14 protein-coding genes are annotated in these 12,077 nt (G+C 48.1%); 3 read left to right on the forward strand and 11 right to left on the reverse strand.

The window, feature by feature from the left end:
* The 11 genes from V7051_RS23505 to V7051_RS23555 all read right to left on the reverse strand — a co-directional run.
* A partial coding sequence (locus tag V7051_RS23505; RefSeq protein WP_334181183.1) for a cell envelope integrity protein TolA occupies nucleotides 1–478 on the reverse strand: 478 nt, incomplete at its 3' end.
* Nucleotides 479–484: 6 nt separating this feature from the next.
* A complete protein-coding gene (tolR, locus tag V7051_RS23510; protein WP_442919691.1) occupies nucleotides 485–928 on the reverse strand; it encodes a protein TolR in 444 nt (147 codons plus the stop codon).
* Nucleotides 925–1,602 (reverse strand): protein TolQ, encoded by a 678-nt coding sequence (tolQ, locus tag V7051_RS23515; RefSeq protein WP_333878691.1) that lies wholly within the window; start codon nucleotides 1,600–1,602, stop codon nucleotides 925–927. The genes tolR and tolQ overlap by 4 nt, the downstream gene beginning before the upstream one ends.
* Nucleotides 1,602–2,009 carry a tol-pal system-associated acyl-CoA thioesterase gene (ybgC, locus tag V7051_RS23520; RefSeq protein ID WP_333878689.1) on the reverse strand — a complete coding sequence of 136 codons (408 nt, stop codon included), beginning with the start codon at nucleotides 2,007–2,009 and terminating at the stop codon, nucleotides 1,602–1,604. The genes tolQ and ybgC overlap by 1 nt, the downstream gene beginning before the upstream one ends.
* Before the next feature lie 26 nt (nucleotides 2,010–2,035).
* Nucleotides 2,036–3,067, reverse strand: a complete 1,032-nt coding sequence (gene ruvB / locus V7051_RS23525) for a Holliday junction branch migration DNA helicase RuvB (RefSeq protein WP_333878717.1) — start codon at nucleotides 3,065–3,067, stop codon at nucleotides 2,036–2,038.
* On the reverse strand, nucleotides 3,067–3,672 hold the full coding sequence (gene ruvA, locus V7051_RS23530; protein WP_333878687.1) for a Holliday junction branch migration protein RuvA: 606 nt from the start codon (nucleotides 3,670–3,672) through the stop codon (nucleotides 3,067–3,069). The genes ruvB and ruvA overlap by 1 nt, the downstream gene beginning before the upstream one ends.
* Nucleotides 3,669–4,169, reverse strand: coding sequence for a crossover junction endodeoxyribonuclease RuvC (ruvC, locus tag V7051_RS23535; protein WP_333878715.1), 501 nt, complete (start codon nucleotides 4,167–4,169; stop codon nucleotides 3,669–3,671). The genes ruvA and ruvC overlap by 4 nt, the downstream gene beginning before the upstream one ends.
* A gap of 13 nt (nucleotides 4,170–4,182) precedes the next feature.
* The gene (locus V7051_RS23540; protein WP_333878686.1) at nucleotides 4,183–4,929 is read right to left on the reverse strand and encodes a YebC/PmpR family DNA-binding transcriptional regulator; all 747 of its coding nucleotides are present in this window, start codon (nucleotides 4,927–4,929) and stop codon (nucleotides 4,183–4,185) included.
* Nucleotides 4,930–4,998: 69 nt separating this feature from the next.
* On the reverse strand, nucleotides 4,999–5,640 hold the full coding sequence (locus V7051_RS23545) for an HAD-IB family phosphatase (protein WP_333878684.1): 642 nt from the start codon (nucleotides 5,638–5,640) through the stop codon (nucleotides 4,999–5,001).
* Entirely contained in the window at nucleotides 5,637–7,220 is a 1,584-nt protein-coding gene (gene serA / locus V7051_RS23550) for a phosphoglycerate dehydrogenase (protein WP_333878682.1), read from the reverse strand. The genes V7051_RS23545 and serA overlap by 4 nt, the downstream gene beginning before the upstream one ends.
* Before the next feature lie 121 nt (nucleotides 7,221–7,341).
* Nucleotides 7,342–8,436 carry a L,D-transpeptidase family protein gene (locus V7051_RS23555; protein WP_333878680.1) on the reverse strand — a complete coding sequence of 365 codons (1,095 nt, stop codon included), beginning with the start codon at nucleotides 8,434–8,436 and terminating at the stop codon, nucleotides 7,342–7,344.
* 296 nt (nucleotides 8,437–8,732) lie between these two features.
* Between V7051_RS23555 and V7051_RS23560 the strand changes: the two genes are divergently transcribed.
* From V7051_RS23560 to V7051_RS23570, 3 genes are all read left to right on the forward strand, one after another.
* Complete coding sequence (locus V7051_RS23560; RefSeq protein WP_333878678.1) at nucleotides 8,733–10,142, forward strand: amino acid permease; 1,410 nt, start codon at nucleotides 8,733–8,735, stop codon at nucleotides 10,140–10,142.
* A gap of 295 nt (nucleotides 10,143–10,437) precedes the next feature.
* Nucleotides 10,438–11,226: an SDR family NAD(P)-dependent oxidoreductase gene (locus tag V7051_RS23565; protein ID WP_333878676.1), complete on the forward strand. Its 789-nt coding sequence runs from the start codon at nucleotides 10,438–10,440 to the stop codon at nucleotides 11,224–11,226.
* Between the two features lie 167 nt (nucleotides 11,227–11,393).
* A complete protein-coding gene (locus V7051_RS23570) occupies nucleotides 11,394–11,885 on the forward strand; it encodes a hypothetical protein (RefSeq protein ID WP_333878674.1) in 492 nt (163 codons plus the stop codon).
* Nucleotides 11,886–12,077: the final 192 nt, after the last annotated feature.

Genomic DNA, 12,077 nt, shown 5'->3' on the forward strand with positions numbered 1-12,077 from the left:
CTGCCGCTTCCGCCTTCGCTTTAGCCGCCTCGGCTTGTTTTGCTTCCGCTTTGGCTTTAGCCGCTTCCGCCCGCTCCGCTTCGGCCTTGGCTTGTGCGGCAGCTTCCGCTTTGGCTTTAGCCGCTTCCGCCCGCTCCGCTTCAGCCCTAACTTGTGCAGCAGCTTCGGCTTTTGCCGCTTCAGTTCGCTCTGCTTCAGCCTGCTTTGCTGCTTGCTCGGCTTCCTGATTAGTTTCCGCTTCCGGATTGATTTTCTCTTTAACCGGACTTTCAGCCGGATTTACAGGCTCAGCGGTTACCTCAGCCGGATTCTTAACTTTACTTTCATCGACAATTTCAGCATGAATAATTTCCGGCACCAATTCCGATTCAATTTTGTCAGGCTTAAATAAAGCGCTTAGGGCAAACAGACCTAGAATCGTAAGATGTAAAGCTAAGGCCAGTATAATCGGCCCCGAAAATTTCTTTTTACTATCCATCAAAATCTATTGTTCACCCGACTTGGTCATTAATCCTACACTGGAGACACCGGCATTTTTTAGTCCCGCCATTAGTGTAACCACGACACCATAATCAATACCTTTGTAAGCCCCGATTAGAACCTGCGTTTTCGGTTTCTGGCTTAGTACAGCCATCACACGCCCCTCTACCTCTTCGGGATGAATCAGTTCCGGCTCTTTGTCATCAATAGTAATAAAGTATTGACTCTGTTCATTAATCGACACAATAACAGGCAAATTATCACCTTCCGATTCTACGGTTGCAGATTCAGCTTGAGGAAGCTCAACTTGTACACCTGTTTGCAACATCGGCGTTGTTATCATAAAAATGATCAACAGCACTAAAGTTACGTCAATGTAAGGAACTACATTGATTTCCGCCATGGGCTTTCTGCGCCCATTTTTCCTGCCCATTTGTGGCGCACTCATTTTTGATGCGCCTGTCTTTGCAATAGTACGACAAACTCTTCAACAAAGAGTTCGTATCGACCGGTCAATCTGTCTAATCGAGTAGAAAAGCGGTTATAAGAGATAACTGCAGGAATCGCAGCAAACAAACCTATAGCGGTTGCAATCAATGCTTCGGCAATACCGGGTGCGACTTGCGCCAAAGTTGCCTGCTTGACATTACCCAGAGACATAAATGAATTCATGATACCCCATACGGTACCGAATAAGCCGATGTAAGGACTGATCGAACCGACGGTGGCAAGAAAGGCCAAATGCTCATCCAGCCGTTCCAATTCACGTGATAATTCAATACGCATTACCCGTTGCGCGCTTTCCACTTGAACACCGGGTTCTACGTTGCCGGCTTGACGCATCCGGGAGAACTCTTTATACCCGGCCAGGAATATTTTCTCGATGCCTTCCGGCTCAAAATCTTTTGCCGCCAGTTTTCTGTATAGATCAGCCAATACCACACCTGACCAAAACTGCTCTTCAAATTCGTCGGTTATTTCAACCGCCCGGTTAAGCTCTTTGCGCTTGGTAAAAATGAAGGTCCATGATGACACCGATGCCGCTAGCAATATCATCATTACAAATTGAACAACGAAGCTGGCTTCTTTAACTAAGTGGAAAATCGATAAATCAGTATTCATTATGTTGTGTGCTCTAAAATTGCTCTAAATAAGGTTTCGGGAATAGCTTTAGGACGCATAGTTTGTGCATCCAAACAGGCGATCCGGATTATGCTTTCGCATAAAACAGCATCGCCTCGGGTAATGACTTGTTCAAAAGTAAGGCTGGCTTTTTTAGCTAGACTCACCTCTGCACTGACATAGAGTTGTTCATTAAATCGGGCAGGACTTAAATAATCGACCTGCACAGAACGCACAACAAAAATAATGCCTTCATTAGCAATCAGTTCATCCTGCTCATAACCCATTGCCCGGAGCATTTCGGTTCGTGCCCGCTCGAAAAATTTCAGGTAGTTGGCGTAAAACACCACTCCTCCGGCATCGGTATCTTCGTAATAAACACGTACGGGCCAAATAAATTTTTTCATAATCTGTTTGGCAATCTTATGTCCGATTATTCAAACAAATCCTCAGATATTCCCAATTGCTTTGGGGGCTGCAGACCAAAATGTAAATAGGCGTTCTGGGTGACCACTCGGCCGCGGGGAGTACGCATAATAAATCCCTGTTGCAGTAAATACGGCTCTACGACATCTTCAATGGTGCCTCGCTCTTCGTTGATCGCAGCGGCTAATGTATCCAAGCCTACCGGCCCGCCGGCAAAACTTTCAATCATAGCTAAAAGCAATTTGCGGTCTAATGAATCAAACCCGTTACTATCCACTTTTAACATTTCCAGAGCCTGAAAAGAGAGCTCCCCAGTAATTTTGCCATTGCCTTTTACTTCGGCAAAATCCCGAACCCGACGCAACAACCTGTTTGCAATTCGGGGCGTACCGCGAGAACGGCGCGCTATTTCATAAGCGCCTTGCGATTCCATCGCAATACCCAGTACATTGGCTGAACGCGTTACAATATCAGACAGTTCATCAACCGTATAAAACTCCAACCGCTGAACAATGCCAAAACGATCTCGCAACGGCGAGGTCAATAAACCGGCACGGGTAGTAGCGCCAACCAATGTAAAAGGCGGCAGATCCAACTTGATTGAGCGTGCGGCCGGGCCTTCGCCAATCATCAGATCAAGCTGATAATCTTCCATCGCCGGATATAAAATTTCTTCAACAGCCGGACTCAACCGATGTATTTCATCGATAAACAACACATCATGAGGTTCGAGATTGGTCAACAATGCAGCAAGATCACCGGCTTTATCGAGCACAGGTCCTGATGTTTGACGAATTTTAACACACATTTCCGCTGCTATGATATTCGCCAGCGTCGTTTTACCCAGCCCCGGAGGACCGAAAATCAATACATGATCCAACGCTTCGTACCGCGCCGTTGCGGCCTGAATAAAAATCTCCATTTGCTCACGCAATTCTTTCTGGCCGATATAATCGGCCAAGCGCTTGGGTCGAATGGCCCGATCCTGACGCTCTTCATCCGAATGACTGTGCGCGGTAATTATACGATCACTTTCAATCATCTTATCGTGCCTTGTAAAGCTAACCGGATGATGTCTTCGCAGCTTTTACCTTCAGCGCTGATATTCTGCACCATCTTACTCGCGTCCAGCGGCTTATAGCCTAATGAACACAAAGCACTGATAGCTTCCTGTTTCGGATTATTCAGCTGAACAACCTTATCGATACCGGTCGCTGACAAGCCGGCTGAATCGGATGACAAGTCCGGCAATCTGTCGCGCATTTCGATAACCAGGCGCTCGGCCGTCTTTTTACCGACTCCCGGTAATCGTACCAATGCTTGCGTGTCATTATTATGAATACAGCGATGAAATTCTTCGGCGCTCTGCCCCGATAAAATGGTCAAAGCCAACTTTGGCCCGACGCCATTGACCTTGATCAACGTTCTAAACATCGAGCGATCATCTTCAGTCGAGAACCCGAATAAAATATGCGCATCTTCCCGAACAACCAGATGAGTATGCAATATGATCTCTGCACCGATCACAGGCAGGTTATAAAAAGTCGTCATCGGCGCTTCAACTTCGTAGCCGACACCGTTCACATCAAGCACCAGCAACGGCGGCGCTTTAAGAACCAGTTTGCCGCGTAGAAAACCAATCACCGCAACAACCCCTTCTGCAAACGCTGTGCAGTTTGCTGATAATGGGCATGACAAATACTGATGCCCAATGCATCGCTGGCATCGATTTGTAACTCGCCTTGAATATTTAACAGAATTTTCACCATATGCTGAACTTGAGTTTTTTCGGCACTGCCCTTGCCGACCACAGCCTGCTTGACTTGCCGGGCCGCATATTCAAATACCGGCAAACCGGTGACCTGAACCGCACAAATTGCTGCGCCTCGAGCCTGACCCAACTTAAGTGCGGAGTCGGCATTTTTATGCATAAACACCTGTTCTATGGCCATTTGCTCAGGTTGATAACGTTCGACAACTTCCAGAATGCCGTCAAATATTTGCTTGAGCCGATCGGGAAAATAATCGGCGGCAATCCGGATACTGCCGCTGGCTATATATTTATAGCCTTGCGCTGAGTCTTCTATAACACCGTAACCGGTTATTCTTGAACCCGGATCTATCCCTAAAATTCGCATCAGCTACCGTAAACTATTAATCCAGCCCTTCCATAATTTCATCGCTGATATCCGCATTGGAATAAACATTCTGCACATCATCCAGATCTTCCAATCGGTCTATCAAGCGCATCATTTTTTCCGCACCCTCGGCATCCAACTCAGTCATCGTTGCCGCCTGCATAGTGACTTCGGCATTATCCGGCTCAAAACCTGCGGCAACCAACGCTTCCTTTACTTCCAAATAATTTTCCGGCGTGGTCATCACATCAACCGAGCCGTCATCATTAGTAGCAACATCTTCGGCGCCAGCTTCCAAAGCGGCTTCCATCAAGGCATCTTCATCAACGGAGGGCGCATAACTGAGAATACCGATCTTGCTGAACAGATAAGCTACAGAACCGTCTGTGCCCAAGTTGCCGCCCGCTTTAGAAAAAGCATGACGTACTTCGCCGACAGTACGGTTACGGTTATCGGTCAGGCAATCGACCATAACCGCCGTGCCGCCGGGACCGTAACCTTCATATCGTACAACTTCGTAATTAACGCCTTCCAACGCACCGGACGCTTTCTTGATTGCGTTATCAATGGTATCGCGGCGCATATTTGCACCCAAGGCTTTATCTATCGCAGTGCGTAAAGCGGGATTACTTGCTGCATCCGGCCCGCTGGTTTTTACCGCTACCGTAATTTCTCTCAGCATTTTAGTGAATATTTTGCCGCGCTTAGCATCTTGTCCCGCCTTACGATGCTTGATATTAGCCCACTTACTATGCCCAGCCATTGTCTCTCTCTAAAGAACCGTTAAATCAATCGGTCAATCCGCAGCCTGTTGGCGCTTATCGACTCAAGTTTATAAAATATGCGTCAATATAGAAACCAAGGTCGGTTCAACGCTATAAAAATCGGCTTGCTCACGAACAACCTGCCGGTCAACCACGCCGCCAAAACCGATCACGACGGCTCCCGCTTGCTTGGCTTCCATATCGGTTTTGCCGTCGCCGATCATAACCAGTGAGTCTTGCGCTTTAAGCAACCGCCTGCAAATCTCGGCTTTTCCGCCCGATCTTGCCAACGGCGAGTTCCGGTCATAATCGCGATAACTGCCGTCTTCATTGAAATAAATATCGACTGCGTGAACTTGGGCTTCAGACAAACCCAAGTACTTTGCCAACGGCAAAATAGCTTGCCTGATTCCGCCGCTGATAATATGCAGCTCTTTGTCCTGTGCGGCCAACGTCTCAAAAACTTCTTGAACGCCATCGACGATCTGTTCGATATATAAACCGGCAAGCCAGTCGATGCCGTCCCGATCCGGCCTTATTAACGATAAACGTTGTTCATAGACCGTTTCCAGCGGAACTTCGCCATTCATCGCCGCATCAGTCAATCTGGACATTTCTTCGCCCAAACCGACCCGTCCGGCGAGTTCGTCTATCCCTTCTATTTTGCTTAAGGTACTGTCGCAATCAAAGCAGATGACGTCAAAGCTCATAAGTTAATCTGGATAGCCTTATGCACGGCAGGTATATGACATAATTGCTGCAACAAATCTTCGGTTAAAGGCTCGGAAACACTGATAACCGCCATCGCTCTTTGCTGCACATCCGCTGTACCGACCTGCATTCTGGTAATATTAATATTAGCATTGCCCAGCACGCTGCTGATCGCCGATATAACACCTGGTTTATCATCATGCTGGGTCACCAACAAGGTGCCTACAGGTACCACTTCAATATCAAACTGGTCGATACAAACCAGGCGGGGATGACAGCCGCCCAACAGGGTTCCCGCTAACGTAATGGTCTGTCCCGCGCAATGCCCGGTAACCCGGATCAACGACAAATAATCCTGAGTTTCTTCGGTTTTCGATTCAATTAGAACAATGCCTTGACGTTTGGCGATATTTTCGGCATTAACCCGGTTTACCGGCGTAGAAAATTGTCCGCTTAATAAACCGATCAAGGCTGCGACTGAAACAGGCCGAGCCTCAACTTCCGCCGCCCTCCCCATTAACGCCACTTCTATTTTTTCTATCGGCTTGGTCGCCAGACCAACCAGCACTTTGCCGAGGATATTGGCCAACGTCACAAACTCGTGCGATTTTTTCAATTCTTCCGCAGACACTCTGGGCAAGTTTAAAGCGTTAACCGCTTCGCCAGTCTTTAAGAACGTGACCGCCTGCCGGGCAATTTCTACACTCACCGCCACTTGCGCTTCACTGGTAGATGCACCCAAATGCGGAGTAAAAACAATATTGTCCAATTCCAGCAACGGCGAATTGGCAGGCGGTTCATTTTCGTAAACATCAAGCGCCGCACCGGCTATTCGGCCGTTTTTCAACGCATCATACAGCGCCGCCTCGTCAATCAGGCCGCCTCTGGCACAGTTGATAATCATGGTCTCTTTTTTCATCATCGCCAGCTGAGCACTGCCGATAACATTGCGGGTTTTTTCAATCAAAGGGCAATGCAAGGTCAAATAGTCCGCCCGGGTCACCAGTTCATCCAGACTCACCGATTCAACACCCAGGTCTTCGAATATTTCAGGCGCAACAAAGGGATCATAAGCAATCACCTGCATTTTCAAGCCGAAACCACGCTGTGCGACAATCCGACCTATGGTGCCGAAACCGAGTATCGCCAGTGTTTTATGAGCGATTTCAGAGCCCATTAATTTGGAGCGCTCCCATTTTCCGGCCCGGACTGAGCGATCGGCAGTCGGCAAATGCCGACTCAACGACATCATATGTGCAATGGCCAATTCGGCAGTCGTTGTCGCATTGGCATCCGGCGTATTCATCACAATAATCCCCAGCTCCGTTGCTGCGGGTATATCGACATTGTCGACGCCAATACCGGCGCGGCCTATCAGCTTGAGGTTCTTTGCCGCTTGCAAAACTTTTTTTGTCACCTGCGTATCGCTACGAATCAACAACGCATCGTAATCGCCGATCAGGTTGCAAAGCTGATCCTCATTAAGCCCGGTCTCAATATGTATTTGTATGCCGGGCTGATCATTTAAATAATTGATGCCGGCTTCTGCTAATTTGTCGGAAATAAGGATTTTTTTCAAAGGAATGTACCGGAAAAAGGCTATACGTTAAAAATGGGTAGTTTAACAGGTTTACTCGCAGGGCACTTGTACCCTGCGGTTATAAATGACTTTTTACAATCTTCCTGACAACTTTAATAACTTAGCCCCCATGATAATAACCATCCGGAGAAGGTTTGCGTGTGGGTTTTGGCACCGGTTTCGCTATAGGTTTTTGAACCGGTGCTGGCGTCGATACAGGTGCTGCCGCGGGTATCGATGCTGACGCTTCCGCTTCCTCCAGTGGCGGCAAACGCTCATAAATTGCTATGGGCTCTCCGCTCTGCTCTTTAAGTGCTTTATTCAAAGATTGCTGGTCAAAATCAGGCAACTCCTGATTATTATTTTTTTGAATCAATCCCAGCGCTACGGCAAAGCGCTGATCCATCGTTGTTTCCTCTCCCTCCAGATCCGGATGCGCTTCTACATAAAGAACGTTGTCCAGCCAGCCAACCTTGATAGGCTGTTTGACAATATAAACCGGCGTTCCGACGGCAACCAAATCGTATAGTTCCTCGACATCCTTAGGATACATACGAACGCAGCCATGCGTTATCTGCATGCCTATACCGTTAATCTTATCAATATCGGTACCATGTATCCGATATTCTCCGGGCAAATCCAGATACAGTGCGCGAGTTCCCAGAGGATTATGCGGTCCCGGCGGCACAATAACCGGCAGAGGATCGCCATTTGCGGCATGCTCGCGCCTGATTGATTCGGGCGGATGCCATTCAGGATTCATGATTTTTCGAGCAACTTTAGTTTTACCCAGCGGTGTTTTCCAATCCTGTCTGCCGACGCCATGCGCATAAGACATGACCTGCTGAGGCGCCTGACCCTTTTTAGTCGGCGGATAATAATACATACGGTATTCGGAAATATTTAAAGTAATTCCGTTATGCGGCGAATCCGGCAAAATACGTTTGTTGGATAAACGAACAATTTCACCTTTTTTAACCAGCCAGCGATCAACATCAGGATTCAGTCTGACTATTTCCGTTTGTCCCAGAAGAAAGCGGCGCGCGACATCCAGCAAAGTCTCATTCTCATCTGCACGAGTTAAAGGCATACCGTCAGGATATTGAGTGATTACCGTATCACTACTATTTGCCGGCATTGCATAGGTCGTAGCATTTGCATGACCGCCAATGACTGATAGTAAGATAGTAAAAGCAAGTAGTACACGAATGTTCATTGCGATAAGTTTCCTGGAAAACATAATATAAAAAATAATAACAGTTCTTCAACAACCAACGTTGTTTACTAAAATATAGATACAGATTTATCCATGCCTACAGACAATCCCCAGGCAATTACTCAAGATCCGCCTACCTAAAAAAACTGATTATATTATCATGCCAGACCGACTCACGCATAATTTTGCTGATTTCATAGACTTGTTTTGGGGATTATCGCTATTACCCCTATAATTCAGCGAATACAACACTTTAGCATCATCTCATTTCAGCCAAATAACAACAAGAGCTCCAGATGTCCCTACAAATTTTTCGCAGCAAACACGTTACTTCCGATGATGACACAGGCAGCGGCCTTAAGCGTTGCCTGTCTAAATGGGATCTGGCCTTTCTCGGCATAGGCGCAATTATCGGCACCGGCATTTTCGTCCTAACCGGAGTCGCCGCCTCCACTCAATCCGGGCCTGCCGTGATAGTGTCATTTGTCATTGCCGGATTTGCCTGCGCTTTTGCCGCCTTGTCTTATGCTGAATTATCCGCCTCAGTCGGCGGCTGCGGCAGCGCCTATGGTTACAGCTATGTTGCTTTCGGTGAAATATTTGCCTTTATTATCGGTTGGGACTTGTTGCTGGAATACAGTCTTGCGGTAGCGACTGTCGCCAATGGCTGGGCCGGCTATTTTAATAACGCGCTAACAGCCATTGGCATGCCGTTACCGGAGGTGCTGACCAAAGCGCCCAAGCTCGGCGGGCTGATCAACTTACCGGCAACCGGCATCATTTTGATACTGATGCAGCTTTTGATTATGGGCGTAAAGCACAGCGCTAAAGTCAATAATGCGATGGTCTTTATTAAACTGCTGACCATCACTGTTTTTATCGCCGTTGCTGTATTTAATGTCCACCCGGAAAACTGGCATCCATTCATGCCGTTCGGCTGGTTCCAAACCCTGCCTGACGGTAAAACCACCGGCGTACTGGCTGGCGCATCATTGGTATTTTTCGCCTACGTCGGCTTCGATGCGGTGTCCACCGCCGCCGAGGAAGCCCGCGATCCGCAACGCGACCTGCCTTTCGGCATCGTCACCTCGCTGGGCTTTTGCACTGTAATCTATATTCTGGTATCCGGCCTGCTGACCGGCGTTGTCAACTATACTGAACTCAACGTATCCTCGCCAGTCGCTCACGCGCTGAACCTGCTCGGCTACAACTGGGCATCGGCGCTAATCTCAACCGGTGTTATTGCCGGCCTCACGACTGTAATGCTGGTGCTGTATTACGGACTGACCCGTATCATCTTCGCGATGTCCCGTGACGGCCTGCTCTCACCGTTCTTTAGCGAAGTGAATCCTAAAACCCAAACCCCGGTTCGCGTCATCGTACTGTGCGGTATCATCATGGCGATAGCCGCAGGCTTCATTCCACTCGGCGATCTGGCCGAATTGGTTAATATCGGTACTTTGGCCGCCTTTGTGCTGGTCTGTTTAGGCGTATTGGTGCTGCGCATCACCAAGCCGGACATGAAACGCCCGTTCCGCTCGCCGTTCAGCCCTTTATTTCCAGTGCTTGGCATGTTGTCCTGTACCGCGCTGATGGCATTTTTACCTGCACTCACTTGGCTGCGCTTTGTGATCTGGCTGGTTATTGGCTTGATTATTTATTTTTCTTATTCTGTGCGGCACAGTAAGCTGGCAAATACTAAGTAAGGGTACGAATGTGTATTTTTCGCCATTTATATAACATTCCCTGAAAAAGATTGAGGCGATCTGGTACCTATATTTTCGGCCGAACAAACACACCTGGTTCAGGGCCATATTTTCAGATGATGCCGTATCCAATTCGTACATCATCGGCCCTCAGCCGAAAAAATGAGGTTCATCTCCCGTTCCAACATTGAGCTTAACCTCATGTCCGAGCTGGCATCACGCATAAGGCCATGGAAGGCGGCTAAACTTAAACTTCGTTATTCCACTACACTCAATCAAAAGGAGTGCCTGTAAAATGAAACTCGATTTAGAAAACAAAGTTGCCTTGGTCACAGCCTCTTCTCGAGGCATAGGCCTTGAAATTGCCCGCTCGCTGGCTGCCGAAGGCGCCCGCGTGGTTATCAATGGCCGCACGCAAGTAAGCGTGGAAAAAGCCATAGCTGATGTACGTACAAGTCATCCAGATGCCGACTTGCTGTCGTTGATCGCCGATACGGGAACCGAAGCGGGCTGCGCCCAAACAATCCTCCAATTGTCCAAAGTTGATATCCTCGTCAATAATCTTGGTATTTATGAAGCTATCGGTTTTTTTGACGAGACCGATGAAGCCTGGCGCAAACTTTTTGAGATCAATATCATGAGCGGTGTGCGTTTGGCCCGCCACTATTTACGCGGCATGCTAGACCAAGGTTCCGGACGGATTGTGTTCATTTCGAGTGAATCGGGCGTTAGTCCTGCTCCTGAAATGGCCCATTACAGTGCCACTAAAACCATGCAACTGGGTATTTCACGCTCTCTGGCAGAATTGACTAAGGGAACACAGGTGACGGTGAATGCAGTACTCCCTGGACCTACGCGCACCGAAAGCGTCGAAAAGTTTATTCACGACATATTCCCCGGTCTCCCAATGACCGAGGCCGAACTCCGTTTCATAAGAGAGAACCGGCCAACTTCCCTTATTGGTCGTCTTATCAATCCGAAAGAAATCGGCGATATCGTGGCTTTCGTTTGTAGCGCCCGAGCAGCGGTAATCAATGGCTCCTGTATCCGTGCAGAAGGTGGTCTTGTTCGTAGCGTCTTTTGACCCGAACTATACAGTCACTTGGTTTGGCTTTGCTCTGAGTCTAATATTGAGTTCCACCCGATCCGCTGTTTTTCAGTCCTTTCGCCAGGATGTTTGATGGGAGATAAGTTTCTTCGCTAGGCAGCATTGCACCGTTCGCATGACTACTTTTCAAATCAGGAGAAACCATGATTACTATTATTCGCTTCACCACTCTCATGCTTGTAGCACTGGGACTAGTGCCCGGAGCTGCTCATCTGATGGAGATGCCGGTTAAAATGAGCTATACACCGGAACTATACGCCGTAGTCACCAGCACTTTGTATGCTCTCTTCGGGTCCGTTGGCGCGGGCATCCAGATTGGAGCGTTGCTGAGCGCAACCCTGGTTTCGTATCTCTCCCGTAAATTGGCGAGATCTCGACTTGTTCTGTTCGGCGCTCTATCACTGGGTATGTCTTTGGCCCTTTGGGGAGCAGTCGTAGCGCCAGTGAATGCGGAATGGGCGCATGTCACCCAAACTGCATCGGAGCCGCTGGCAAATGCATATTCTCGGCTTCGCGCTCGATGGGAATACGGGCATGCTATAGCGTTCCTCGCTTGGCTGTCTGGCTATTGTTTCCTGCAGATATCCGTGCTAAGTGAACTTGCAGCCAAACAGAGTAGAAAGAATGCGGACTAATCCTCTTCTTTAGTAGGATTCTCTACCGACTTCACACGCCCATATCAATAATTATTCAATTCAAAAACAATCTTTATACGCCAAGCTTATTGCCCATGGGAGACGCCTGAAAGCCATGAAGACAGCGAATCTGTCAATTTAGCAAATTTCAGTCAAAAAAAAACCCAAGCTTATGGGGCTTGGGTTTTTAGG

The sequence above is a fragment of the Methylobacter sp. genome (genome assembly GCF_036845245.1).
Taxonomy (GTDB): Bacteria; Pseudomonadota; Gammaproteobacteria; order Methylococcales; family Methylomonadaceae; genus Methylobacter_A.